General features: G+C 66.3%; 23 protein-coding genes. 15 read left to right on the top strand and 8 right to left on the bottom strand.

All coding sequences use genetic code 11. The features are described 5' to 3' along the window. Positions 1–209 precede the first annotated feature (209 nt). Positions 210–5,018 (bottom strand): putative Ig domain-containing protein, encoded by a 4,809-nt coding sequence (locus LN450_RS01390; RefSeq protein WP_011349182.1) that lies wholly within the window; start codon positions 5,016–5,018, stop codon positions 210–212. A 265-nt stretch (positions 5,019–5,283) separates the two neighbouring features. Between LN450_RS01390 and LN450_RS01385 the strand changes: the two genes are divergently transcribed. From LN450_RS01385 to LN450_RS01370, 4 genes are all read left to right on the top strand, one after another. Continuing rightward, complete coding sequence (locus LN450_RS01385; protein ID WP_011349183.1) at positions 5,284–5,829, top strand: phage tail protein; 546 nt, start codon at positions 5,284–5,286, stop codon at positions 5,827–5,829. A gap of 67 nt (positions 5,830–5,896) precedes the next feature. Then, complete coding sequence (locus tag LN450_RS01380; RefSeq protein WP_011349184.1) at positions 5,897–6,424, top strand: phage tail protein; 528 nt, start codon at positions 5,897–5,899, stop codon at positions 6,422–6,424. A 60-nt stretch (positions 6,425–6,484) separates the two neighbouring features. After that, the gene (locus LN450_RS01375) at positions 6,485–7,021 is read left to right on the top strand and encodes a phage tail protein (RefSeq protein ID WP_011349185.1); all 537 of its coding nucleotides are present in this window, start codon (positions 6,485–6,487) and stop codon (positions 7,019–7,021) included. Between the two features lie 4 nt (positions 7,022–7,025). Next, positions 7,026–7,583 (top strand): GNAT family N-acetyltransferase, encoded by a 558-nt coding sequence (locus LN450_RS01370; protein ID WP_011349186.1) that lies wholly within the window; start codon positions 7,026–7,028, stop codon positions 7,581–7,583. An 18-nt stretch (positions 7,584–7,601) separates the two neighbouring features. Here the strand turns inward: LN450_RS01370 and LN450_RS01365 are convergent, their stop codons facing one another. Next, complete coding sequence (locus tag LN450_RS01365) at positions 7,602–7,889, bottom strand: DUF6916 family protein (RefSeq protein ID WP_011257259.1); 288 nt, start codon at positions 7,887–7,889, stop codon at positions 7,602–7,604. 382 nt (positions 7,890–8,271) lie between these two features. On the opposite strand from LN450_RS01365, the gene LN450_RS01360 reads away from it, so the two are divergent. From LN450_RS01360 to LN450_RS01335, 6 genes are read left to right on the top strand one after another with little or no spacing between them, the layout of a single operon-like run. Then, positions 8,272–9,066 carry an ABC transporter ATP-binding protein gene (locus LN450_RS01360; protein WP_011349187.1) on the top strand — a complete coding sequence of 265 codons (795 nt, stop codon included), beginning with the start codon at positions 8,272–8,274 and terminating at the stop codon, positions 9,064–9,066. Continuing rightward, the gene (locus tag LN450_RS01355) at positions 9,066–9,815 is read left to right on the top strand and encodes an MlaE family lipid ABC transporter permease subunit (protein WP_011349188.1); all 750 of its coding nucleotides are present in this window, start codon (positions 9,066–9,068) and stop codon (positions 9,813–9,815) included. Before LN450_RS01360 ends, LN450_RS01355 begins: the two co-directional genes overlap by 1 nt. An 11-nt stretch (positions 9,816–9,826) precedes the next feature. Further along, positions 9,827–10,372 carry an outer membrane lipid asymmetry maintenance protein MlaD gene (gene mlaD, locus LN450_RS01350; RefSeq protein WP_008575276.1) on the top strand — a complete coding sequence of 182 codons (546 nt, stop codon included), beginning with the start codon at positions 9,827–9,829 and terminating at the stop codon, positions 10,370–10,372. Then, on the top strand, positions 10,369–11,031 hold the full coding sequence (locus LN450_RS01345; RefSeq protein ID WP_011349189.1) for an MlaC/ttg2D family ABC transporter substrate-binding protein: 663 nt from the start codon (positions 10,369–10,371) through the stop codon (positions 11,029–11,031). Before mlaD ends, LN450_RS01345 begins: the two co-directional genes overlap by 4 nt. Further along, positions 11,021–11,311 carry an STAS domain-containing protein gene (locus LN450_RS01340; RefSeq protein ID WP_014091558.1) on the top strand — a complete coding sequence of 97 codons (291 nt, stop codon included), beginning with the start codon at positions 11,021–11,023 and terminating at the stop codon, positions 11,309–11,311. The genes LN450_RS01345 and LN450_RS01340 overlap by 11 nt, the downstream gene beginning before the upstream one ends. Positions 11,312–11,321: 10 nt before the next feature. Continuing rightward, on the top strand, positions 11,322–12,377 hold the full coding sequence (locus LN450_RS01335) for an MlaA family lipoprotein (RefSeq protein ID WP_011349191.1): 1,056 nt from the start codon (positions 11,322–11,324) through the stop codon (positions 12,375–12,377). Between the two features lie 139 nt (positions 12,378–12,516). Here LN450_RS01335 and LN450_RS01330 read toward each other — a convergent pair whose 3' ends face one another. From LN450_RS01330 to LN450_RS01310, 5 genes are all read right to left on the bottom strand, one after another. After that, entirely contained in the window at positions 12,517–13,002 is a 486-nt protein-coding gene (locus tag LN450_RS01330) for a nuclear transport factor 2 family protein (RefSeq protein WP_011349192.1), read from the bottom strand. 58 nt (positions 13,003–13,060) lie between these two features. Next, the gene (locus tag LN450_RS01325; RefSeq protein ID WP_011349193.1) at positions 13,061–13,612 is read right to left on the bottom strand and encodes a glutathione peroxidase; all 552 of its coding nucleotides are present in this window, start codon (positions 13,610–13,612) and stop codon (positions 13,061–13,063) included. Positions 13,613–13,765: 153 nt separating this feature from the next. Then, positions 13,766–14,167, bottom strand: coding sequence for a hypothetical protein (locus LN450_RS01320; RefSeq protein WP_109298524.1), 402 nt, complete (start codon positions 14,165–14,167; stop codon positions 13,766–13,768). Positions 14,168–14,358: 191 nt separating this feature from the next. After that, complete coding sequence (locus tag LN450_RS01315) at positions 14,359–15,891, bottom strand: DNA recombination protein RmuC (RefSeq protein ID WP_170808598.1); 1,533 nt, start codon at positions 15,889–15,891, stop codon at positions 14,359–14,361. A gap of 184 nt (positions 15,892–16,075) precedes the next feature. Next, positions 16,076–17,083, bottom strand: a complete 1,008-nt coding sequence (locus LN450_RS01310) for a zinc-binding alcohol dehydrogenase family protein (protein WP_039417218.1) — start codon at positions 17,081–17,083, stop codon at positions 16,076–16,078. Positions 17,084–17,178: 95 nt separating this feature from the next. On the opposite strand from LN450_RS01310, the gene LN450_RS01305 reads away from it, so the two are divergent. The 5 genes from LN450_RS01305 (at position 17,179) to LN450_RS01285 (ending at position 21,590) form a co-directional block, all read left to right on the top strand. Further along, positions 17,179–18,111 carry a LysR family transcriptional regulator gene (locus tag LN450_RS01305; protein WP_008573089.1) on the top strand — a complete coding sequence of 311 codons (933 nt, stop codon included), beginning with the start codon at positions 17,179–17,181 and terminating at the stop codon, positions 18,109–18,111. A 336-nt stretch (positions 18,112–18,447) separates the two neighbouring features. Further along, complete coding sequence (locus LN450_RS01300) at positions 18,448–18,678, top strand: hypothetical protein (protein ID WP_008573091.1); 231 nt, start codon at positions 18,448–18,450, stop codon at positions 18,676–18,678. A 160-nt stretch (positions 18,679–18,838) separates the two neighbouring features. After that, positions 18,839–19,459, top strand: coding sequence for a glutathione S-transferase family protein (locus LN450_RS01295; protein ID WP_011349199.1), 621 nt, complete (start codon positions 18,839–18,841; stop codon positions 19,457–19,459). Between the two features lie 119 nt (positions 19,460–19,578). Beyond that, a complete protein-coding gene (locus LN450_RS01290; protein WP_011349200.1) occupies positions 19,579–19,959 on the top strand; it encodes a hypothetical protein in 381 nt (126 codons plus the stop codon). 215 nt (positions 19,960–20,174) lie between these two features. Next, a complete protein-coding gene (locus LN450_RS01285; protein WP_011349201.1) occupies positions 20,175–21,590 on the top strand; it encodes an amino acid permease in 1,416 nt (471 codons plus the stop codon). 89 nt (positions 21,591–21,679) lie between these two features. On the opposite strand, the gene LN450_RS01280 is transcribed toward LN450_RS01285, so the two are convergent. Next, positions 21,680–24,154, bottom strand: a complete 2,475-nt coding sequence (locus tag LN450_RS01280; RefSeq protein ID WP_011349202.1) for a GH92 family glycosyl hydrolase — start codon at positions 24,152–24,154, stop codon at positions 21,680–21,682. Between the last annotated feature and the right edge of the window lie 104 nt (positions 24,155–24,258).

The following is a 24,258-nucleotide window of genomic DNA, read 5'->3' as shown; positions in this document are numbered from 1 at the left end:
GCGTCACCCACTGCCATCGGGCTCCACACCGCATTCGATGTACTGCGGTCGTTACGTGCAACCTTCGAGGCGCCCAACGCAGCCATTCACTGCGTCCGCGAGCGTCATCGCAACCACGCGCGCAACACGCCGTCGACATCACAAACGCAATGGGCCGGGGGTGTTCGCCCGGCCCATCGCGTTGCATGACCGCGTGGCTTACAACCCGATCAGTATTTCTTTTCCAGATTGATCATCCAGGTCTGATCGTTGTTGCTGTCGCCGTCGGTGATGCCGCGGTATTCCAGCCGCGTCGACAGGCCTTGTTCGGTCAACAGCGCTGCACCGATGCCCACCATCAACCGGTTGCGGTCGAACGCGCTCTGCGCGGTGCGATAGAACGGGCCACCGGTAAGGTCGGCGTAGCTCAGGATCGCATCGCCACGGCCCTGGAAGTCGCGCTGGTACTCCACGCGCAACTGCGGGGTCAGCCGTCCCCAGGCAACCTCGCGACGCCATTCCAGACGCAGGCCGAGATTTCCGGTGGTGGTGGCCACATCCATGTCGGCATAGCGCAGCGCGAACGGGGCCACGCCTGCTTCTACATAGCCGTCCAAGGTGGCGCGTGCCACATCCACCCGTGCGTACGGGGTGATCTGCAGCGTGCCGCGTTGCAGGTCGGCACCAGTGGACAGCGAGGCGATCCACTGCTTGCCGTCGCGGTTGCCCTCGGCCAGCGAACTGTCATCGGTGACGAAGCGGCGCAGGTCGTAAGACAGCAGCTGGTAGCCGACCAAGGTGTCGAAGAAGAACGCCTTGCCCGGATGGAAGCTGGCGTACAACGCCATCGTGTAGGCAGTGGCCTTGCTGTGGCTGCCGTTGTTGCCCACATCGCTGTCGTCGCGGCCCCAACCCAGGCCCGCGCCGATCGCCAGCGACGAGGCAACACGGTAGTCGGCACCCACGCTCAACCCATCGGTCTGGAAATCCACGCCGTTGCTGTTGGTCTGGCGGTTCAGGCTGCCCGAGCGGATTGCGCCGCCCACCCACAGGCCCAGGTCACCCTGCGTCTGCGCGCTGCTGCCGGTGGTGCCGGTCGCCGCGGGCGCATCGCGGAAGTCGTTGTCGACGTCCTGCGTGTCCGGGCTGCACGGCTGCGCACTGATGCCGCGCTCGGCCTGGCGGCAATGCGAGGTCGGCTGGAAGCTCACTGCGTTGGTGAAGCTGCCGCCGCCGCGATGGGTGGCCTCCAGACGGCGCTGGAAGTTGTCGATCTGCGCCCGCGCAAAACGCCGCGTGGACTCGGACTGCGCATCGATCAGGCCACGCACTTCCGCATCCACGCTCGGGTCGCGCCGTGGCGCGATGTTGAACACCACACTGGCCGGGGCCGAGGTGGCGAATGCGTTGGACAAGGTGAACTGCACCGTGGCCTGGCCGACGAAGGCCGGGTTGGGCGTAAAGGTCAGGGTAAAGGTCGGCGTCTCGGCCATTGCAGCGGCCGCCGGCGACAGGCCGGAGGCACGCGCCGCCGCCGCACTGGCGGTGCCGCCCACGCGGGTGATGGTGGCGGTACCGGCCGAGGCCGGCAACACCGCAACCACCGCAGCCGCCACGAACGGCCCGCCGGTGGCGTTACGGGTGATGTCCACCTGTTGCGCTTCGCCCGGCACTGCCGCCGCAGTCACCGACACCGCCACCGGCCGCACGTTGACCGTGATGGTCAGCGTCACCGCTGCCGAGGTGCCGCCTGCGCCGCTGGCGGTATAGCTCAGCACGTCGGTGCCGGCAAAGCCGGCGTTCGGCGTGTAGACCACTTCCAGCCCGTTGACCACGGACGTGCCGTTGGTGGGCGCGCTGGCAATGGCGATCGCGGTGATGCTGCCGGTGTCGTTGGCGGTGACCGCTGCGGTCACGGCGGTGTCGGTCATGGTGGCGGCAACATCGGCCACCGCCACCGGCGCCGCATCGTTCACCGTGAAGGTGTAGGCCTGCGTGGCGCTGGCATTGCCCGCATCGGCCACCGCAATGGTGAACGACGTGGTGCCCTGTACCGTTGGCGTGCCCGACAGCGTGCCGTCGCTGGCCAGCGTCAATCCAGCCGGCAACGTGCCGCTGGCAATGCTGTAGCGGTACGGCGCAACGCCGCCGCTGGCGGTGAGCACCTGGTTGTAGGCGGTGCCACGCACGGCCGCCGGCAAGGTGGGCTGCCCCAGCACCAGCGTTGCGGCGTTGATGGTCAGCGAGTAGCTCCGGCTGGCCTGCGCGGCGGGGCTGGGCGTGCTGTCGGTGACCGTCAGGGTGAAGGTGAAGGTCCCCGACACCGTCGGCGTCCCGCTGAGGCCGCCGGTGGCAGCGTCCAGTCCCACGCCACCCGGCAGCGCGCCGGCAGTGACTGCATAGCTGTACGGCGCAGTGCCGCCGGTGGCCGGCGTGACCGCAGCCGCATAGGCCTGCCCGGCCGTCCCTGCCGGCAAGGTCGACGCCGGCAACACCAGGTTCGGGCCAGCCACGGTCAGGCTGTATGCCTGCGTGCCGGTGAAGCTGTTGGCATCGGTGGCCTGTACGGTGAAGTTGAACGTACCCTCCAGCGTGGCCGTGCCCGACAAGGTGCCGTTGCTGGCCAAGGTGATCCCGGCCGGCAATGCACCGCTCGTGATCGCGTAGGTGTAGGCCGCCGTGCCGCCGCTGGCGGTCAGCGTCTGGCTGTAGGCGGTGCCACGTGTTGCGGTGGGAACCGTGGACGGCGCCACTGCAATCGTCGGCGCGGCGATGTTCAACGTGTATCCGCGCGTGCCCTGCGAGGGCGTGCCGCTGGTACTGTCGGTCGCAGTGACGGTGAAGCTGAAGCTGCCCACGCTGGTGGTGGTGCCGCTCAATGCGCCGCTACCGCTATTGAGCGTGATGCCGGCGGGCAACGCGCCGGCGGTGAGCGCGTAGCTGTAGGGCGCAATGCCGCCGGCGGCCGGAGTGATCGCACTCGAATAGGCCTGGCCCGCGGTGCCGGCCGGCAAGGTGGTGGCCGGCAAGATCACGTTGGCGCCGGCCACGGTCAGGGTATAGGCGCGGCTGCCGCTGGTCGGTGCCCCGCTGTCGGTTGCGGTGACGGTGAAGTTGAAGCTGCCGCTGGCAGTCGGCGTACCGGACAGCACCCCGGCGGCGTTCAGGGTCATTCCGGCCGGCAACGTACCGGCACTGATCACGAAGCTGTAGCCGGGGGTGCCACCGCTGGCGCTCAGCGTCTGGCTGTACGCGCTGCCTGCGGTTGCTGCGGGCAGCGACGCCGGCGAGATCGTCACCACCGCATCATCGTTGAGGATGGTGCCGGTGCCGGTGGCGCGGGCGATGGTCGCATTGCTGGCGCCGGACAGGCCAACGCTGAAGGTTTCGTTGGGCTCGACCGCGGTGTCGCCATTGACGGTGACGGCCACGCCTTGCGCGGTCACGCCCGGCGCGAAGCTCAGCGTGCCGGAGCGCGCGACATAGTCGCTGCCGGCGGTGGCGGTCCCGTCGGCGGTGGCGTAGTTGACCGTGACTGTCTGGCCGCTGGCAGCGCTCAGGCTCACCGTGAAGGTGGCCGTGGTGGTGCCGCTGTTGCCTTCGTTGACGCTCACATCGTCGATCGACAGTGCCGGCTGCGCATCGTCGTTGACGATCGTGCCCAGGCCCTGCCCGTCACTCACGCTGGCGCCGGTGACATTGCTGAGGTTGACGAAGAACGTTTCGTTCGGCTCGGCCAGCGTGTCGCCGGTGACCAGCACGGTAAAGGTGGCGCTGCTGCTGCCGGCCGGGATGGTCTGCCCGGTCAGACTGGAGGCGACATAGTCCACACCCGCAGTGGCGGTGCCATCGGCCGTGGCGATATCGAAGCTGACGCCGCCGGCGCCAGCCGGCGCGCTCAACGACACGGTGAAGGTGGCGTTGGTGGTGCCGGCATTGCCTTCGTTGACCGAGACATCGTTGATCGACAGCGCCGGCTGGTCGTCGTTGAGGATGGTGCCGGTGGCGCTGTTCGGCGAACCGACCGTGTAGCCGCTGCCGGTGTTGAGACTGATCACCACGGTTTCGTCGGGCTCGACAGTGCTGTCGGCGGTCGGATTGATGGTGATGGTGCCGGTGGTCTGGCCGGCGGCGATCACCAGCGGCGAACTGACGGCCGCATAGTCGGTGCCCGAGGTCGCGGTGCCGCTCACGCCAAAGCCGATGGACAGCGCGGTGGGCGACGGTTGGTTCAGGGTGACCGTGTAGAGGAGATTGGTGGCGCCGTCCTCGGACACGCTGGCCGGGGAGACGGCGATGCTCGCGGAAGGGAAGTCGTCGTTGACGATGGTGGCGGTGGCGCTGGACGGGCTGCCGGTGGAATAGCCGGTGCCATTGGCGACACTGAAGATCACCGTTTCGTCGGTTTCCACCGCGGTGTCGGCGATCGGGGTAACGCTGAAGCTGGCCGAGGCGGTATTGGCCGGCACCACCACGCTGGTCACAGCGCCGGAGTAGTCCGTGCCGCTGGTCGCGGTGCCGCTGCGGGTCAGGTTGACCGTGGTCGCCGAGGTATTGGTCTGGCTCAGCGTCACCGTGTAGACCAAGGAGGTACCGCTGTCCTCGTTGGCGGCGGACGGGCTAACCGCGATGCTGGCGGTCCGCGAGGGGGTAATCGTGATATTGACTGTGATGGTATCGCCAGCGCCGTCTTCCAGCGGAAACGTGTCGCTGGTGGCGCTGTCGCCATTATGCGTGTATGTGACGATCTGCGTTCCCTGTGCTCCGCTTGGATTAGGAACGGTCAGAGTGCCGTGGGGAGGCTGCACTCCGTCCCAGCCAACGCCGATGTCGTCTACGCCAGTGCCGTCGCAGGTGGTGACGTCGATCTGCACCGAGCCACCCTGAACTACAGTGGCGTTCAACGTCGGACAATATTGCGACGCCGCTGCTGCGGCCTTGCCGGAATACAGCGTACTCAACAGCAGCAGCGCGAACACCAGCGGCCAACGCAAAACGACGCGCACGCCTGCAGCCATATTGGTGCAATTCGTAGACATATTCCATTTCCCCGGAAAATCACGCCACCCACTGGCGCCGGCAACGCTCCTGGTGCCTCAGACAGCATGGTTATAGGCCTTGAAGGGCATATTCCCCACCATGCTGCGCTAGCATTTGAACAGTAAATTTACGTATTCGTAAAGCACCAAATACGTCGCCCCTGTCCGATTCAGCATTATCAATGCTTGCATTGCGCAGAAGACGTGATTAAGTAGAGCAGCGCCAGGCGCGATGTCGGCGTCAAACACCCTAGGGGAGATCCGCATGAGCGAGTTCTTCATCGGTCAGATCATGCTGACCGGTTTCGCGTTTGCGCCGAAGTATTTTGCGCAATGCAACGGACAATTGCTGCCGATCAATCAAAACCAGGCCCTGTTCAGTCTGCTCAGCACGCGGTTCGGCGGCGACGGCAAGACCAATTTCGCGCTGCCGGACATGCGCGGCCGCACGCCGATGGGCTATGGGCCGTCGGCGGATCCGGCATGGCAGCCGACGGCGATGCCAATGGGTCAGGCCGCTGGTGCGGAGACGGTGACGCTGGTGGAAAACCAGTTGCCTGCACACCTCCATCTAATGGAATGCGCCAGCGCCGCCGGCAATAACCGCAACCCAACCGGGCGCCTATTCGCCAACAATGGCGCCACGTCGGGAACGGCGACACCGCTGTACGCCGCGCCGGGGAGCGTGGTCCCGCTCTCGCAAGCCACGGTAGGCGCAGAGGGCGGCGGCCAGGCGCATCCGAACGTGCAGCCATACACCACGATCAATTTCTGCATCGCGCTGTCCGGCATCTTCCCTTCGCGCAGCTAGGCGCATCCGCACTCGGGTGCGCAGCGCACCTGGTGCGCGGATCACCTCATCGACCAGGAAGAATCTCATGGGTACTCCCTTCATCGGCGAAATCCGCCTGTTCGGCTTTGGCCGCACTCCTCAGGGCTGGCAAGCGTGCGATGGCTCATTGCTGCAGATCTCCGAATACGAGCCGTTATATGTCCTGCTCGGCACCGCCTACGGTGGAAATGGCACCAGCACCTTTGCAGTGCCTGACCTGCGCGGCCGCGTGCCGGTCCACCAGGGCCAGGGGCCGGGACTGAGCAACTACGTGCTTGCCCAGCGTGCCAGTACCGAGACGGTGACGTTGACCGATCTGCAGATGCCGGCGCATACGCACGTCGCGCAAGCTACCACCGCGGGGGCGACAGCGACGGCACCCTCGGGCCTGTTGCCTGCAGCGGTGAGCGGCGACACTTTCTATCTCACCACCACCGGCGGCGCCACGGCGCAAGCGATGTCGGGGCAGAGCACCTCATTCGCCGGTGGTAACCAGCCGCACGACAACGTCATGCCCACACTGACGGTGCAGTACTGCATTGCCACCACCGGCATCTTTCCGCAGCAAGCCTGATCCCATGCGCCGCGTCGACGTGGCTGCGGCACGCATCCGCTCCATCGGAGGAATCCGCTCATGACCGAACCCTATCTCGGCGAAATCCAGTTGTTCGGCTTCGACTACAACCCTTACGGCTGGGCCCTGTGCAATGGTGCCGTCCTGCCGATCACGCAGAACAGCGCGCTGTATTCGCTGCTCGGCATCGCCTACGGCGGCAATGGCTCCAGTACGTTTCAGCTGCCGAACTTCACCGCGCGCGCTGGCTGCCAGCAGGGCCCGGGCCCTGGCCTGACCCCGCACACGCTGGGCAGCAATTTTGGTTCCGCAGGGGTGAATCTGTCGGGCTCGGAGATGCCGATGCACCAGCACGGCGTCAACTCGTTCTCCTTAGCGGACCAGACGAAGAAGAGCGGTGCGCCCGTCGGCGGCGCCGCGCTGTCGTCGCCAGGTAGCAGCAGCGCACGTCCATATAACGCAATTGCGCCCGACAAGCAGTTCTCTCCCGTTATGTTGATTCCCACCGGCAACGGCCAGGCCCACGAGAACCGGCAGCCGTATCTGGCGGTGAACTTCTGCATCGCGCTATCCGGCGACTACCCTGTCTTCAGTTGATGTCATGACACGCCCGCTTTCCGGCGAGGTCGTGAAGGCATCCGGCGGCGCAAGCCAGACCACGTTGCCGGGTGCGCACGCCATTGCATTGCGCGAAGAGCAGGATGCGGATCTGCCCTGGTTGCAGGATCTGTACGCCAGCACGCGTCGCGAGGAGCTGGCACCGGTGCCTTGGCCGGAAGCGACCAAGCGCGCCTTCCTGCAGCAGCAGTTCGCCCTGCAGCGCGCGCATTACCGGCAGCAGTTTGCCGATGCGGACTTTCTGATCGTGCAGACCAAAGCTCTAGCGATCGGCCGGCTGTATCTGCACCGCGGCGCCGCACACCACACGCTGGTCGATATCAGCCTGCTGCCGGACTGGCATGGCAAGGGCATCGGCACGCAGTTGATTGCACATGCGCAGGCGTGCGCCCGCGATGCGGGATGTGCTATGTCATTGCATGTGCTGCACGCCAACCCCGCCGCGCAACGCCTGTATGCCCGCCTCGGATTCGTTGCAGGCGACAGCACCCAGACCCATCTGCAGATGCACTGGCATCGGCACGATCACCTGCTCAGTTGAACGTGCAGCTGGCCGTATTCAATTGAATACGGCCTGATACAAGAACCCGTCGCGCTCGCGCGCCACCGGCACCAGGAAGATACCGATCTCGCCGAGCCGCGCATGCCGCATCTGATAGGTCTGCTGCGGAAACAAAAAGGCCGAACCATTCCGAAACAGCAGCGAGAACGGCGCACGTTGCGAATTGCGCGCGTGCTGCAAGGGCCGCGCCTCCACCAGCACGAACGGCACCTCGCCCTCATTCAAAGCGGCGGCAAAGGTCTCGTTGACGCTGCCGGCAAAGTGTTCAAGCGTCAGCAACTCCATGGAAGATTCCTGCAGCGACGAAGTAGCGTGGATCGTCACGTTTTGTGGCCGGTTCGACAAGATGCCGCTGCCGACAACGCGACATGCTAGGCAGATCGTTGCGCAACTGCGACAGGCAAGACGACCAGGGGCACATGCCAGTCTCAAGGTACACACTGCGTGCTGTGGCAACGTCGCTTACGTCCCTACCGCAGCGTACGTTTGCCGATCACGCCCGTATGCGTGGGCCTGGTTGCGTTGCAGGACACGCTGTTACGCAGACAGCGACACGCAACCCGCACATCGCCCTTCGGTGAATGCGACAATACTGCACGCGCCAGTCTGGTTATGTTCAGCGGTGCACGGGCTACTCTATCGCGTTGTAATTTTGTTAAAGGCACCGATGACGGCTTCCGCTTCCCCTGTCGTGCAGTTGTCCGGTGTCCGCATCGATCGCGGCGGGCGCACGATCCTGCGCGATGTGTCGCTGGAGGTGCCACGCGGCAGCATCACGGCCGTGCTCGGTCCGTCCGGTAGCGGCAAATCCACCATGCTGGCGGCGCTGACCGGCGAGCTGCGCCCGGTCGCAGGCACGGTCACGTTGTTCGGCAATCCCATTCCCACCGGCAGCCGCGCGCTGCTGGAGATGCGTCGCAACGTCGGCGTGCTGCTGCAGGGCAATGGCCTGCTCACCGACCTCAGCGTGGCCGAGAACGTCGCACTGCCGCTGCGCACCCACACGCGGTTGCCGGCAGCGGTGCTGCAGCGCCTGGTGCAGATGAAGTTGCATGCAGTGGGCCTGCTGGCCGCAGCCGATGCCTGGCCGCGCGAGTTGTCCGGCGGCATGGCACGGCGCGTGGCACTGGCGCGCGCGCTGGCGCTGGACCCGCCGCTGATGATCTACGACGAGCCGCTGACCGGACTGGACCCGATCGCCTCGGGCGTGATCATGAGCCTGATCCAGCGCCTCAACGACAGCCTGGGGCTGACCAGCATCATCGTCAGCCACCATGTGCACGAGACGCTGCCGATCTGCGACCAGGCGGTGGTGATCGCCAATGGCGGCATCGTGTTCGCCGGCACGCCGGCGCAGCTGCAGGACAGCACCGACCCGCTGGTGCAGCAATTCCTGCACGGCCAGCCGGACGGCCCGATCGCCTTCGATGCCGCCCCGCGCCGCGACCGGAGTGCTGCCTGATGGCCTTCGCCGATTCCATTCGCGCCTTCGGCCGCGCCGGGCTGTTTTCGCTGACGGTGCTGCGCGGCTCTCTGCCCACGCGCGATTTCATTGCCGAACTGGTCCGCGAGATCTACAAGGTCGGCGCGCGCTCGCTGCCGATCATTGCGGTGGGCGGCGCCTTCGTCGGCCTGGTGCTGACCTTGCAGGGCTATCGCACGCTCACCACCTACGGTGCGTCGGATGCGTTGTCCACCTTGTTGGGCCTGTCGCTGTATCGCGAACTGGCGCCGGTGCTGACCGCCTTGTTGTTCATTGGCCGCGCCGGCAGTTCGATCGCCGCCGAGCTCGGCCTGATGCGCGCCACCGACCAGATCAAGGCGCTGGAGCTGATGGCCATCGACCCGGTGGCCAAGGCCGTGGCGCCACGCTTCTGGGCGGCGGTGCTGACGGTGCCGTTGCTCACCGGCGTGTTCTGCTCGCTGGCCATCACCGGTGGCTATTTCGAAGCGGTGCACGTGCTGGGCATCGACAACGGCACGTTCTGGTCCGGGCTGAGCAACAGCGTGGACGTCTGGGACGACTTCGGCGTGGCGATGCTCAAGTCGGCAATCTTCGGCGGCACCGCTGCACTGGTTGCCGCCTACGTGGGCTTCCATGCCGAACCGACCATCGAAGGCACCTCGGTCGCCACCACCCGCGCGGTGGTGAATGCCTCGTTGCTGGTGCTGATGTTCAACTTCGTCCTTTCTGCAATGTTGTTTAGGTGAGTGGAATAACTATGGCCATGCGTGGACCACGACTCGAATTCGCCGTCGGCGCCTTTTTGCTGCTGACCCTGGCCTCGCTGCTGGTGCTGGCGGTGGCCTCGACCAACCAGCGCTGGGGCTTTGGCTCCAGCCAGTACACGCTGACCGCCCGCTTCAGCCAGATCGGCCAGCTGCGCGCGCAGGCACCGGTAAAGATCGGCGGGGTGACCATCGGCAAGGTGTCCAACATCAGCCTGGACCCGACCAAGTTCGATTCGATCGTGACCCTGTCGCTGGATACCAAATACAAGGACCTGCCGGCCGACACCTCGGCCGGCATCTTCACCAGCGGCTTGCTGGGCGAGAGTTATATCGGGCTGCAGCCGGGCGGCGACCCGGACACCCTCAAGCCGGGCGACGAAATCGGCTTCACCCAGCCGGCGGTGGATCTGCTGCAGCTGGTTGGCAAATACATGTTCAGTGGTGGCGGTGGCGGCAGCAATGCCCCGGCCGCCGCCAACGGCCAGGCGCCTGCGCCTGCCCAAACCGCTCCTCCCTCTACGGAACCACACCAATGAAGACCACTGTGCTTTCTGCCGTCCTGGCCTCGACCCTGCTGGTGTGCGCACCGGCCACCGTGCTGGCGCAGCCGGCCGCTGCCAGCGCACCTGCGCAGGGCGCGGCGACCAAGACCGTCATCGACAGCAGCACCCGCATCCTGAGCACGCTGGACCAGCGCCGTGCCGAGTTCCGCAGCAATCCGGCGGCGCTGCGTCAGTTCATTAATGGCGAATTGAACAAGGCCTTCGACCGCGACTACTCGGCCCGCCTGGTGCTGGGCGTGCATGGCCGTGGCGCCTCCGATGCCGACGTCAAGCTGTTTGCCGATGCGCTGGCCGACAACCTGATGCAGCGGTATGGCACCGCGCTGCTGAATTTCGAAGGCAAGCCGACCTTCCGCGCCAAGTCCGAGAGCGCGCTGCCGGGCAACCGCGGCGTCAAGGTCTCCACCGACCTGCTGCGTGCCGGCAACGACCCGACCCCGGTCGACTACCTGATGCGCAATACCGGCGGCCAGTGGAAGATCTTCGACGTGATGATCGAAGGCATTTCCTACGTGCAGACCTTCAAGACCCAGTTCGACGGCCCGCTGCGCGAGAAGGGCATCGCCAAGGTGGCCGCCGAGCTGCGTAGCGGCAACCTGCAGGTCGGTACGGCACCGGCCAATGGCAACTGATACCGTGCAACGCACGGGCGACACGCTGGTCATCACCGGCGTGCTCGACCGTGCGGCGGTCACCGCGGCCTGGCCGCAGGCGATCGCACAGCTGGATGGCGCGCGCACGCTGGACCTGTCGGGTGTACAACGCCTGGACAGTGCCGGCGTGGCGATGCTGGCCGAACTGGCTGCCCGGTTACGCCAAGCCGGCAGCGGCGCGGTGGTGGGCGAGGCGTCCGGTCTGGACGAATTGCGCGCCGCCTACCGGTTGTCCCCCACTCTCGATTTTCAGGCCTGAGCGCCAGCCCATGACCCAGTTCCGTTCTCTTCCGTTGTTGGCCAGCCTGCTGCTGGGTGCCTGCGCCAGCCAGGCGCCCAAATCCCCACCGCCGTCGGGCAGTACCGCCATCGCGCCTGCGACCGAGGCGCCGGTACGCGACGATGCCGGAGTGACCGCGCAGCCGGCCGCCGCCGGGATGGCCGCCCCGGACGCGGTGCCGGCGAGCGCTGCTGCTCCTGCCGATGCGCAGGCCGCGGCGGGTACCAGCACCGCCGCTGCAGGCGCGCCCACCGATGCCGAAAGCGATTTCGACGCGCTGTATGGCCCGACCACCCCGCAAGCAGGTGCCAACGGTGCGCCGGCACAACCGGGCGCGGCGCCGGCATACGACCCGTGGGAGCGCTACAACCGCGGCATGCACCGCTTCAACATGGCGGTGGACCGCGGCGTGGCGCGTCCGTTGGCGACGGCCTACACCAAGGTGGTGCCGAGCCCGGCGCGCCTGGGCGTGACCAACTTCTTCGACAACCTGGGCACGCCGCTGACCATGGTCAACCAGCTGCTGCAAGGCCACCCGGTCCATGCAATGCAGTCGATGGGGCGCTTTGTGATGAACAGCACCCTCGGTGTGGCCGGGCTGTTCGACCCCGCCTCGGCAGCCGGCATCCCGCGGCGCAGCGAAGACTTCGGCCAGACGCTGGGCGCGTGGGGCTGGCGCAATTCGCGTTACTTCGAACTGCCGTTGTTCGGCCCGCGCACCGTGCGCGACACCTTCGGGCTGGCGGGCGATATTCCGCTGTCGTGGATTCGCCAGGTGGACGACGGCGGTACGCGCTTCGCCCTGCAGGGCTTGCAGCTGGTGGACACGCGCGCGCAGCTGATGTCGCTAGATTCGCTGCGCGACCAGGCGCCGGACGAATACGCGCTGACCCGCGATGCGTGGATGCAGCGCCGCAATTACCAGATCACCCGCGATCTGCGCAGCCATCGCGAGAAGAACAACGAGCTGCCGGAATACCTGCGCGACGACAAGGACAATACCGTGCCGGGTAACGCCATGCCGATTCCGAACTGGGTGCGTTGAGCGGTTAGGGTTTTGGCGAGTGATGAATGTAAAAGCCCGGGAGCGATCCCGGGCTTTTTGTGTGTTGGGCACCAGGCGGACCCGTTGCGAGGTCACGACGAACGCCCGCATTGCCAAGCGCCTCGGTGTGACAGCAGTGCTAGGTGCCGTCGTTGCGAGGCGGTGTCGGTACCGGTACCGGTACCGCTGCATCCTGCGCAGCGATGATTTGCCACCGACCACTCCGCTTGATCCAGATATCAGTCCAGACATACCGGCCCGTAGACCCGTCTTTACGGGTCCACGTTTCGCTCCCGTGCGCGATTGCGGTCTCTCCGAAGAATCTGACGTTTATCTCGTCGAGTGTGTTGGACATGATCTGTTTGGCAGGACCAGTCTCGCGAGTGACCTGGGATTTATCGTATCTGCGGCCCTTGGTGTCAGTCCCGATGAAGTCGTCGGCAAAGTAAATCCTGCGCTTTGACCGATCTCCTGTCACGACAGACTCTGCCCAGTCGCGAGAACAGTCGACGATGTACCGCGCTGCCTGCGTGTCAGGGGTGGACGCCGTGCCGGGCATGTGCGAGCAGCCAGTCACCATCGACAACGCGAGCATTGAAGAGCTGAAGAAGTGATTGAAGGTCATTGCCTGTTCCCTGGCTCCCGATAAGAACGTGACGCGTCATCGCAATGCCGCCAGCGCGCTATGCATGGGTGGCCAGCGCCGCATCCACTGCCGCACGCAGGCGCGCATCGTCGGCGGGGATGTCCGGAGCGAAGCGGTCGACGATCTTGCCGTCGCGGCCGATCAGGAATTTTTCGAAGTTCCACACCACCCCAGGCGCGGGGTTGGGGGCGATGCCGTAGCCGGCCAGTTTTTCGCGCATCGGGCCGTCGCCGGTGGTGTGCGGGTGCGTGCTGGTCAGTGCGCGATACAGCGGGTGCGCCTGGTCGCCGGTGACGGCGATCTTGGCAAACATCGGGAAGGTGACATCGTAGGTGAGCTGGCAGAACTGCGCGATTTCCGCTTCGCTGCCCGGCTCCTGTGCGTTGAAGTCGTTGGCCGGAAACCCCAGCACTTCCAGGCCTTGCATGCGCTTGTCGCGATACAGCGCTTCCAGGCCTTCGTACTGCGGGGTCAGGCCGCACTTGGAGGCGACGTTGACCACCAGCAGCACCTTGCCGCGGTAGTCGGCCAGGGTGGTGGGCTGGCCGTCGATGCGGGTCACGGGAATGTCGTACAGCGTCTGGCTCATCGATGCGTCCTGGACAGGTAGAGCCGAAAGCATAAACGGCCAGGGTGGAGCGAGCGATGCCGCTGGCTCACGCGGCTGGCGGTTGTCTGCAGCGACGCCCACGGGCCGAACGGCTGACCGGCCAGGACCCGCGTTCGGCCATTTTCGAAGCCCTCAATCGATGCACAACGCCGCCTGGCCCTTGCCGCCGACCACCTCCTGGCGGCAACCGAAACGATCGCTGTCGCGCTGACAGGTCCCGGTGGCCGCCGCGCCGGTCGGCACGATGTTGGTGGCCAGGCAGTCGCCGCTGCAATCGCTGTTGTCGGTGCAGGTCTTGCCGGCATCGGCATACGGCACGATGCAGCGCGGAACCTGCATGCGGCCGACCGGCCGCAGTTGGCCACCCTTTGCGGTGCAGGCAGCGGCGTCGGCGCTCGTTTGTGCAGCAGGGGCCTGCGCGGCTGGCGAGGCAGGAGAGGCGGTTGGCGCATTGCTGCAGGCAGTCAGCAGCAGCGCGCAGAGCCCTGCGTGGATCCATCGGGTCGCCATGTTGAAACTCTCGTCTTGAATCAGGTGGGTGCAAGCATCGCGGTGGCGATGTCTGCGCGATGTGCTGGCGATCGGCGCAAGCACGTGCCGCAAACCTGCATTCGTAGAGGCGCACCCGGGCGCGATGAAGCGTTATCGGTAAAGCGGCTCGCGCCCGGGTGCGCTCCTACGTGTGCTGTCGCCTGTGCAGGCCATGCATCGGCGTCGGCAGCCAATCACGCCTGCTCGTCGGTGCTGTCGTCTTCGCTGCTGGTGCCGGTGTCGTCGCTGCCATCGTTCAGCAGCGCCTGCGATTGCTCGCCGGCCAGGGTTTCCACCCCGCGCAGGCGGCGTTCGATGGTGCGGGTCTTGCGGCTGGCTTCGCCCAGGCTCTTGCCGACGGTGCTGATCTGCCGCTCGGCCTTTTCCAGAATGCCGGCGAACTTGCCGAACTCGCTTTTCACCGCGCCCAGCACCTGCCAGACCTCGCTGGAACGCTTCTCGATCGCCAACGTGCGAAAGCCCATCTGCAGGCTGTTGAGCAAGGCGGTAAACGTGGTGGGGCCGGCCAGCACCACGCGGTGTTCGCGCTGCAGCAGATCGACCAGGCCGGCACGGCGGATCACTTCGGCATACAGCCCTTCGGTGGGCAAAAACATCACCGCGAAGTCGGTGGTGTGCGGCGGGCAGACGTACTTGTCGCTGATCGACTTGGCCTGGATGCGGATGGCGCGTTCCAGTTGCGCGGTCGATTGCTTGATCGCGTCGAGGTCGCCCTTTTCCTGCGCGTCGATCAGGCGTTCGTAGTCCTCGCGCGGGAACTTGGCGTCCACCGGCAGCCAGACCACCTGCTCGTCGCCGCGGCCGGGCAGGCGGATTGCGAAATCCACCGCTTCGGCACTGTCGGGCTTGACCCGCACGCCGCGGGCGTATTGCTCCATCGTCAGCGTCTGCTCGAGGATGTTGTCCAGCTGCACTTCGCCCCAGCCGCCGCGGTCCTTGACGTTGGTGAGCACGCGCTTGAGGTCGCCCACGCCGGTGGCCAGCTGCTGCATTTCGCCCAGGCCGCGTTGCACCTGTTCCAGCCGTTCGGAGACCAGCTTGAACGAGGCATCCAGGCGTGTGTTGAGCGTGGTCTGCAGTTTTTCATCGACGGTGGCGCGCATCAATTCGAGCTTGCTGGCGTTGTCGTGTTGCAGGTTGGCCAGCTGTTGCTCGAGCGTGGCGCGCATCTCGCCGATGCGCAGTTCGTTGCGCTGGGTGAGTTCGTTCAAGCGCTGGCCCAGCGCTTCGGTGAAGCGTTGTTGCGATTGGCCGGCTTCGGCGCGGCCCTTGCGGGCGTCTTCGGCCAGCGCGTCGCGCAGCGCGGCCATGTGCGTATCGGTGCGCGCGATCAGTTCGGTCAGTTGCTGGCCGAACACGTGGATGCGGGTTTCCTGTTGCTGGCCGAAGCCTTCGAGCTGGGTGCGCAATTCGGTGAGCCGCAGTGTCAGCAGCTCGCCGGTGCGTTGTTGTGCAAGGCCGCTTTCTTCGCGCGCCTTGCGGGCATCTTCGCCGAGCGCGTCGCGCAGCAGGTCCAGGCGTTGGTCGGTGCGCGTGGACAACTCGGTGAGGTTGCGCGCGAAGGTTTCCAGGCGGGCGTCCTGCTGCCGCGCCAGGCCTTCGAGTTGCTCGCGCAATTCGCCGCGGCCATCGCGTTGCTCGGCGCGCAGTGCATGTTCCAGCGCGGTGGTGGACGGACGTCGCAGCAGCGCCAGCAGCTGCAACACGAGGACTACGACAAGCAGCCCGAGAAGGATCAGGGATTGAGATGACATGCGCGCAGTGTAGCGGCGCCTGTCGCAATAGCTGCGTCGCGGATCTTGGCCAGCGGCGATCGCGTGCCAACGCTGAAGGGTGCGGCTGCACGACAGCGGCCATGCCAGAGCGCTGTCGTGCGTGAGGCCTCTGCGCTCAGAAGCCTTCCAGCACCAGCTTGCCGCGGGTGCGGTGCGATTCCAGCGCGGCGTGGGCGCGGCGCAGGTTGTCGGCGGTGATGCGGCCGTAGTGCTCGCCCAGGGTGGTGCGCAGCACGCCGGTATCCACCAGCTCGGCGACGCGATTGAGCAGATGGTGCTGGGCGATCATGTCCTGGGTTTCGAACAGCGAGCGGGTGAACATCAGCTCCCAGTGCAGCGACACGCTCTTGCGCTTGAGCGGCAGCGCGTCCAGCGTGGCCGGGTCGTCGATCAGCGCCAGCTGACCTTGCGGGGCCAGCACCTCGACCAGTTGGGCGAAGTGCTGGTCGGTGTGGGTGAGGCTGGCGACGTGCTGCACCTGCGCGATGCCGATCCGCTGCAGGCCCTCGCCCAGCGGCTGGCTGTGGTCGATCACGTGATGCGCGCCGAGTGCGTGCACCCAATCCTGGGTTTCCGGGCGCGAGGCGGTGCCGATGACGGTCAGCTTGGTCAGCGTGCGCGCCAGCTGCACCAGGATCGAGCCCACGCCCCCGCCCGCACCGACCACCAGCAATGCCTGGCCTTCGCCGCCGCCTTCGGCAATGCCGAGCCGGTCGAACAGCAGCTCCCAGGCGGTGATGGCGGTGAGCGGCAATGCGGCGGCCGCAGCGTCGTCGAGCGTGGCCGGCTTGCGCCCGACCAGGCGCTCGTCGACCAGGTGGAACTCGGCATTGGTGCCCGGGCGGGTCAGCGCGCCGGCGTAGTACACCGCATCGCCGGGGCGGAACAGGCTGACCGCCTCGCCGACCGCATCGACCACGCCGCTGGCGTCCCAGCCCAGCACGCGCGGGGCATCCACCGCCGCGTTGCTGCGCACCTTGGTGTCGACCGGGTTGACCGACACGGCGTGGATGCGCACGCGCAGGTCGCGCGGGCCGGGGGTGGGCAGCGGCAGCTCGAGTTCGATCAGCACGCGCGCATCGTCGATGGGCAGGCCGTGTTGCGGGTAGGCGATGGCTTTCATGGCAGGCGTCGTGCGGGAGGGAGTTGCATCGTCAACCACCTGGATTCACGAAAAAACCGGCAAACTGCACAAGCACTTTCACCACTGGAGTGAAGATGGTCCGCTTCGACGACCTGGCGCTGTTCGTGCGGACCGCGGCGCTGGGCAGTTTTTCCAGCGCAGCGCGCGAGGCCGATCTGTTGCCGGGACAGGCCAGCGCGGCGGTGGCCCGGCTGGAACGCGCGCTGGATCTGCGTCTGTTCGCCCGGTCTACGCGCAGCCTGCGGCTGACCGCCGAGGGCGAGCAGTACCTGCCCTATGCGCGCGGCGTGCTGGAGTTGCTGCGCGACGGGCGCGAGCATGTGCGGGGCGCCGACAGTGCGCTGCAGGGGCTGCTGCAGGTGACGGCGCCGTCGGACCTGGGCCGCAACGTGCTGCTGCCGTGGCTGACCGAATTCCGCGCCGCGCACCCGAAGCTGACCCTGCGCCTGCACCTGTCCGATCAGGTGGCCGACCTGTATCGCGCGCCGGTGGATGTGGCATTTCGGCTCGGCCGTATCGACGATGCAGAGCATGTGGCATTGCCGCTGGCACCGGACAACCGCCGCGTACTGGTGGCCGCGCCCGCCTACCTGCAGCGCCACGGGCGCCCCGCCACGCTGGATGCGCTACGCGAGCACGCCTGCCTGCTGTACGTGCTGGCCGGGCGCGCCTACGACCGTTGGCAATTCGACCTGGAGGGCCGCCGCCACGTGGTGCCGGTGCGCGGGGCGATGCTGTGCGACGACGCCGATGTGGTGCGGCGTTGGGCAGTCGCCGGCGAAGGCATTGCCTACAAGTCGTGGCTGGATGTGTGCGCAGACGTGCAGGCCGGGCGGCTGGAGGCGCTGTTGCCCGAGTGCGGCGATAGGCTGCCGCTGCAGCTGGTGTGCCCGCACCGCAAGCAGTTTTCGCCGGCGATCCGGCAATTGCATGCGCTGTTTGCGCAGCGCTGCCAGGCGCTGACGGCGTTGTACCCGCTGCAGGCCGATGGGGCTGGTATGGGGTGATGCGGTGATCGCAGTGGCGCGATCGGCGCGATCGCTTGGCTAGACAGAAGGCCGGCGGTCGATGCGATGCGCGCGCGAACGCACATCATCCACGCGCCACACCTGCATGCGCTGCGCCATCTGCCACACGCGCGGTACCTGCCATCACGGCGGCCCTCGCGTGGCCGGCGTGCAAACGGTGGCTGCACGGCTGCGCCATGACGCTGAAATGGCCAGCACACCTGTTTCGATGTCGCATGGCCTGCGGGCTGTAGCGCGTTATTGCCGTGTTCGTTGAAGCGCCCATCACTGCAGCGGTTCTAGCCTGCCGGCATGACCGCACCCCGCCCGGTTCGCATGCAGCGCTATGGCAATCGCGACGGCCACTCGGGCGTGGTGGCCTACGCGCTGGCCGACGACGCCATCGCCGTGCGCTTTCGCAGCGGCGAGACCTATGTGTATACCGCCGATAGCGCCGGTGCCGAGGCGGTCGCGACCATGCAGCGGCTTGCCACGGCCGGACGCGGGCTGAGCACCTACATCAGCCAGACCGTGCGCGATGCATACGCGGGCAAGATCGAGCTGTAGCGGCGCAAGAGTGCAGCGGTGAGAATGCACCGCTCTGCGACTGACCGCAGCGTGCATGGATGCACTCGGCTGCACGCGCTGCACAAGGCGCGTGCGGGTTGCAGGCAGCACGGATCACCACCGCCAACGGCCGGCCATCACGCGCATCACCGAGGAACACATGCTGGAGATCTACGGAAAGCCGAGCTCGATCAATGTGCGCAAAGTGTTGTGGTTGTGCGATGAGCTGGGGCTGGACTACACGCTGCATGCCTATGGCAGCGGTTTTGCGTCGGTGCAGACGCCGGAATTTCGCGCACTCAACCCCAATGCGTTGGTGCCGGTCATCCGCGCGGGTGAACTGGTGCTGTGGGAATCGAACACGATCTGCCGCTACCTGGCCGCGCACAGCCAACGCGATGATCTGCTGCCGGCCGCGCCCGCCGCGCGCGCATTGGTCGAGCAATGGATGGATTGGCAGGCCACCGAACTCAATACCGCCTGGCGCTACGCATTCATGGCCACCGTGCGTGGCAGCGCCGCGCATACCGATGCGCAGGCGATTGCGGCGAGCGTGGAGCAGTGGAACCGCCACATGGCGATCCTCGATGCGCAGCTGCAGCGCGGCGGTCCGTTCGTCCTGGGCGCATGCTTTACGCTTGCCGACATCGTGCTGGGGGTGTCGACACAGCGCTGGGTCGCCAGCCCCATCGCGCATGCGGCATTGCCTGCGGTGGCGGCGTATTACGCACACTTGCAGACACGCGCCGGATTTCAGCGCCATGGCTGCACGGCACCGTGATGCTGCACGTCGCCTTTGTGCGAAGCGAACCAGACCGCCGAAGCGATGCATGCAGCACGCTCGCACTGCATTGACCTGGGCATGGGTAGGGTGAGGGTCTGCTTTTGCGAGACTTGCCGATGACCACTGCCACCAACCAAACCCGCCTGCTGGCGCTTGGCCTGTTCGTTTTTCTGGGCACCTTCGCAGCGATCGTCTGGTACCTGATGCGCCCCTACGGCACGGCGTATTTTTTTCCGGTGCATTTTCTGATCGGAGCGGCGTTGCCGTTTTTGATCTACGCGATCGGCGGAACCCGGCTGTGGTTCTGGATGGGCATGGGCATCACCGCGTTGGTGCTGCTGTGGTTCAACCTGTGGGGCCATGACGCCAATGGCGCGGCGCCGCGGGTGCTGGACTGGAGCCACTTCGCTGCCGGTGTGGTCGGGCTTGCCGGTGCCTGGTCGGTGCAGCTGATCTATCGCAACGCGCGCCCGCCGCATCGCGCCTCGATTGAGTGAGCGGCAATGTGGTGGGCGAACGCGTGCCGTCGATCGCGCACGCCGTGATGGATGGTGGTGCTTGGCCAAGGATAGGCACGATGCGCCGCGCATGAGTTGATGCCGTCGCGTGCCCGCCTTGCCCGGGCATAGCCACCGAAGGACCTCGGACCGATAGCTTTGCTGCGCTGCGTTGGGCGACACTCGCGCATTCTTTTGATTCCCGCGAGGTCCGCATGTCGTCTTGGCTCAGGCGCAAATCCATCGATCAGGTCACCGTGCACGAGACTGGCCGGCAACTGGTCCGCAGCCTGAGCTGGCCGCATCTGATCGCGCTGGGCATCGGCGCCATCGTCGGTACCGGTATCTACACGCTGATCGGCGTGGGCGCCGACAAGGCCGGCCCCGCGGTGCTGCTGTCGTTCGTGGCGGCCGGCATCGTCTGCGCCTGCGCGGCGCTGGCGTATGCGGAGATGGCCACGATGATGCCGGCTGCCGGCAGTGCGTATACCTACAGTTACACCGCGCTGGGCGAGAGCATCGCCTGGGTGGTGGGCTGGAGCCTGGTGCTGGAATACTCGCTGGTGGTCAGCACCGTGGCGGTCGGCTGGTCGGGCTATTTCGTCGGGTTCCTGCAATGGTTGGGAGTGGGCTTGCCGCATGAACTCATTGCCGGGCCGCATGCCGGCGGCATCGTGAACCTGCCGGCGGTGGTGATCACCTTCCTGGTGGCTGGCCTGTTGATGGCCGGCACCAAGGAAAGCGCCACGCTCAATGCCGTGCTGGTGGTGCTGAAGATCATTGCGCTGGGCGTGTTCGTGGCCATTGCGCTGCCGGCCTTCAACAGCGCCAACCTGCAGCCGTTCATGCCGTATGGCTTCTCCAAGGCAATGGGTCCCGATGGCGTGGAGCGCGGCGTGATGGCAGCGGCGGCCATCATCTTCTTCGCGTTCTATGGCTTCGATGCGATTTCCACCGCCGCCGAAGAAACCAAGAACCCGGGACGCGATCTGTCGATCGGCATCGTCGGTTCGATGATCGGCTGCACCTTGATCTATGTGCTGGTGGCGCTGGCGGCGGTGGGTGCGATGAGCTTTACCGTGTTCGGCAAGAGCCCCGAGCCGTTGGCGCTGATCCTGCGCGAACTCGGCCACGGCAAGGCGGCCCTGGTGATCGGTGCGGTGGCGATCATTGCGTTGCCGACGGTGTTGCTGGCGTTCTTGTACGGGCAGAGCCGCATCTTCTTCGTGATGTCGCGCGATGGCTTGTTGCCGCGCGGCCTGTCCAAGGTCAATGCACGCACCGGCACGCCGGTGGCGATCACGCTGTTCACCGCGGTGCTGGTGGCAGCACTGGCGGGCGTGGCCCGGCTGGACGAAATCGCCGCATTGGCCAATGCCGGCACGCTGGCCGCATTCACCGCGGTGGCGGCCTGCCTGTTGGTGTTGCGCGTGCGCGAGCCCGGCCGCGCGCGCGCCTTCCGCACGCCGCTGGCGTGGGTGGTGGGACCGGTGGCGATCGGCGGCTGTCTGTACCTGTTCTGGAGTTTGCCGAGCAAGACGCAGGTCTGGTTCCTGCTATGGAATGCGCTGGGCGTGGTGGTGTACCTGGCATATGGGCGACGCAATAGCCGGTTGAATCAGGCGGGCTGAGCGTCCTTCTCTCTCCAAGGCACGCGCGCCAGTAGCGCGCAAGCTGTGCCTTTTCGCCCCGCAGGGAGAGGGCTTCAACCGCCGTGGTGTTACTGCGCCTGAGGTGTGGCGCAGAATGAAGTGGGCAATGCATCCGCTTGCGTACCCCAGCCTTGGGTGGGCGCCTGCGGGGTGAGCGCAAACGACAGCGTGCCGCCCTGCTGCAGCTGCGCCCAATCCAGGAACACCTGCGGCTGCGGCTTTCCATTCCAACGCACGCTGTCCACGTATTGCAGCGCGCGGCCGTTGGCCCCGGGCGCGTCGATGCGCAGGCGCTTGCCGTTGCCCAGATTCAGCGTGACCCGCTTGAAACGCGGCGCATGCAGCAGGAATTGCCCGCTACCCGGCACTGCCGGATACAGGCCGAGCGCGCTGAACAGATACCAGGCCGACATGGTGCCAAGGTCGTCGTTCCCGGTGACGCCGTTGGGCGCATTGGTGAACAACTGCTGCGCGGCGCGCACCACGGTGGCGGTCTTCCATGGTTGCCCGATCAGCGTGTACATCCACGGTGCGTGCAGGTCCGGTTCGTTGTTGGGGTTGTAGCGGTACTGGTTGTAATAGCTGTACGGGCCGACCACCCAGTGCGTGCGTGCGGCAGTGAGCGGATCTTTCAGTAGATCGTCGTAGGCGAAGAAAGCGTCCAGGCGTTTACCGGTGTGTTCGCGGCCATGCATGGCCTGCAGCATGCCGGGGATGTCCTGCTGGACCAGCCACTGGTATTGCCAGGCTGTGCCTTCGTGGAAGCCGTGCTCGGAGCGTGGGCTGTAGCGATCGTCGGATGGCGCATACCAGCTGCCGTCTTCCAGCCGCGGGCGCGGGAAGCCGGCAAAGCCGGTCTCGGTATCGCGCACATCCGCATCCCAGACGTTGTGCCAGTTGCCGCCGCGTTTGCGCAGCTGCGCGCTGTCATCGCCGTGGCCCAGCGCTTGCGCCATCTGTGCGAGCGCGCAATCGGCCAGCGCGTATTCCAGCGTGGCCGAACCGCCGTGATGCGGGTCCACGTCCATGCCCTTGGAGGGAAACGCACGGTCGTATTGCACGAAGCCGTTGGCCAGATAGTTGGCATTGCCCGAGCGCCCGGCGTGGCGCGAATTGATCGGCGGCTGGCCGAACGCATTCTGGCGCAGCGCTGCATACGCCTGCGCCTCGTTACCCTGCAACGCGCCGAAGCGCCACAGATCCACCAGGAACGGGGTGACCGGGTCGCCGGTCATGATGTTGGTGTCGTAGTTGGCATAGCCCCAACGCGGCAGCCAGCCGCCTTGCTGCTGGATCGCCAGCAACGAGCGGCCGATGTCGCGCGCGCGCGTTGGCTGCAGCAAGGCCAGCAGCTGGTTTTGCGAGCGGTAGGTATCCCACAGCGAAAAATACTCGTAGTAGGTCCAGCCATCGGCGCGATGGATCGCATCGTCGTAGCCGCGATAGCGGCCATCGGCATCGCTGCCGGTCAGCGGCTGCAGCAAGGCGTGATACAGCGCGGTATAGGCCACGGAACGCTCGTCGTTGCTGGCGCCTTCCACTTGCATGCTGGCCAACGCATTGCGCCAGGCCTGCTGCGCGCGTTGGCGCATCTGTTCAAGACTGAGCAGTTTGCCGCCCTGCATGCCATCGGCACGCAGGTTGCTGCGGGCGCCTTGCGCATCCACATGCGAGATGGCGCTGACCACGGTCACCGCACGCGCGCGCTTGTCTTTGCCCAGCGGGAAGCTGAGCCAGGCACCGTTGGGTTTGAGTTCGCCGCCCATGCCGTGACGCGCGCCGGGCACACCGCCCTCTTCGCCCCAGACGCCATGCGCGGTGAACGGGCGATCGAATTCCAGCCGGAACCAGGTGGTGTATTCGTGGCCACCGCAGAAACTCTGCGTGGTCAGTTTGCCCTCGACCACGCGGTCGCCGACGATCTGCACCTGGCTGCCGATCACCACATGGCGGTCGTTGGCCTGCGCCACGTTGACCAGCACATGGCCGGTGTCGGCACCCGGCGCGAAGGTGTAGCGCTCGGTCGCGGCGCGGGTCAGCGCGCTGGCTTCGGCGTCGATGCTGCCGTAATCGGTGAGCCGCACCTTGTAATAGCCGGCCTGGCCGACTTCGCCATCGTGCGTGTAACGCGCGGCATAGCGTTTCTGGTCGAAGGCCTTGGCATCGTTGGTGTCGAAGTCGCCGCCGGGGCCGATGCGGCCGGTCACCGGCAGTATCGACACCTGCCCGCCCTGCTCCCAGCATCCGGCGCCGGACAGGAACGAATGGCCGAAGCCGCGAATGCTGGGGTCGTCATAGCGCCAGCCGGCGTAGTGCGCGCCGATCGGGCTGACCTGGATCAGGCCAAATGGCGCCGAGGCGCCCGGATAGGTATTGCCGTCGTCCTTGCTGCCGATGAAGGTATTGACCTGCGCCGGGTCTTGCGCGGCCAGCGGGCCGGACATGGCCACGCCAAGCAGGCACAGACCGACCGCGGCGCGGCGCCAGAACGACGTGCGCGCAGCACGCGCAGTGGAACGGTTGGGCGGTACGACTGACAGCATGCAGAACCCCTTGGGGGAGAGGGCGGCCAAAGCCGCAGGTGGAAGGCGCGTGCCCGCCGCTGCGATGCGCAGCGACCGACGCACGACACGTGCGCGCAACACGA

This window comes from Xanthomonas euvesicatoria pv. euvesicatoria (assembly GCF_020880415.1).
GTDB lineage: Bacteria > Pseudomonadota > Gammaproteobacteria > Xanthomonadales > Xanthomonadaceae > Xanthomonas > Xanthomonas euvesicatoria.
The sequence above is the reverse complement of the archived record's forward strand: the minus strand, read 5'-3'. Positions and strand labels throughout refer to the sequence as shown.

Coding starts and splice junctions, on each gene's coding strand:
- LN450_RS01390 (WP_011349182.1), bottom strand. CDS start 5,018: ATGTCTACGAATTGCACCAATATGGCTGCAGGCGTGCGCGTCGTTTTG.
- LN450_RS01385 (WP_011349183.1), top strand. CDS start 5,284: ATGAGCGAGTTCTTCATCGGTCAGATCATGCTGACCGGTTTCGCGTTT.
- LN450_RS01380 (WP_011349184.1), top strand. CDS start 5,897: ATGGGTACTCCCTTCATCGGCGAAATCCGCCTGTTCGGCTTTGGCCGC.
- LN450_RS01375 (WP_011349185.1), top strand. CDS start 6,485: ATGACCGAACCCTATCTCGGCGAAATCCAGTTGTTCGGCTTCGACTAC.
- LN450_RS01370 (WP_011349186.1), top strand. CDS start 7,026: ATGACACGCCCGCTTTCCGGCGAGGTCGTGAAGGCATCCGGCGGCGCA.
- LN450_RS01365 (WP_011257259.1), bottom strand. CDS start 7,889: ATGGAGTTGCTGACGCTTGAACACTTTGCCGGCAGCGTCAACGAGACC.
- LN450_RS01360 (WP_011349187.1), top strand. CDS start 8,272: ATGACGGCTTCCGCTTCCCCTGTCGTGCAGTTGTCCGGTGTCCGCATC.
- LN450_RS01355 (WP_011349188.1), top strand. CDS start 9,066: ATGGCCTTCGCCGATTCCATTCGCGCCTTCGGCCGCGCCGGGCTGTTT.
- mlaD (WP_008575276.1), top strand. CDS start 9,827: ATGGCCATGCGTGGACCACGACTCGAATTCGCCGTCGGCGCCTTTTTG.
- LN450_RS01345 (WP_011349189.1), top strand. CDS start 10,369: ATGAAGACCACTGTGCTTTCTGCCGTCCTGGCCTCGACCCTGCTGGTG.
- LN450_RS01340 (WP_014091558.1), top strand. CDS start 11,021: ATGGCAACTGATACCGTGCAACGCACGGGCGACACGCTGGTCATCACC.
- LN450_RS01335 (WP_011349191.1), top strand. CDS start 11,322: ATGACCCAGTTCCGTTCTCTTCCGTTGTTGGCCAGCCTGCTGCTGGGT.
- LN450_RS01330 (WP_011349192.1), bottom strand. CDS start 13,002: ATGACCTTCAATCACTTCTTCAGCTCTTCAATGCTCGCGTTGTCGATG.
- LN450_RS01325 (WP_011349193.1), bottom strand. CDS start 13,612: ATGAGCCAGACGCTGTACGACATTCCCGTGACCCGCATCGACGGCCAG.
- LN450_RS01310 (WP_039417218.1), bottom strand. CDS start 17,083: ATGAAAGCCATCGCCTACCCGCAACACGGCCTGCCCATCGACGATGCG.
- LN450_RS01305 (WP_008573089.1), top strand. CDS start 17,179: ATGGTCCGCTTCGACGACCTGGCGCTGTTCGTGCGGACCGCGGCGCTG.
- LN450_RS01300 (WP_008573091.1), top strand. CDS start 18,448: ATGCAGCGCTATGGCAATCGCGACGGCCACTCGGGCGTGGTGGCCTAC.
- LN450_RS01295 (WP_011349199.1), top strand. CDS start 18,839: ATGCTGGAGATCTACGGAAAGCCGAGCTCGATCAATGTGCGCAAAGTG.
- LN450_RS01290 (WP_011349200.1), top strand. CDS start 19,579: ATGACCACTGCCACCAACCAAACCCGCCTGCTGGCGCTTGGCCTGTTC.
- LN450_RS01285 (WP_011349201.1), top strand. CDS start 20,175: ATGTCGTCTTGGCTCAGGCGCAAATCCATCGATCAGGTCACCGTGCAC.
- LN450_RS01280 (WP_011349202.1), bottom strand. CDS start 24,154: ATGCTGTCAGTCGTACCGCCCAACCGTTCCACTGCGCGTGCTGCGCGC.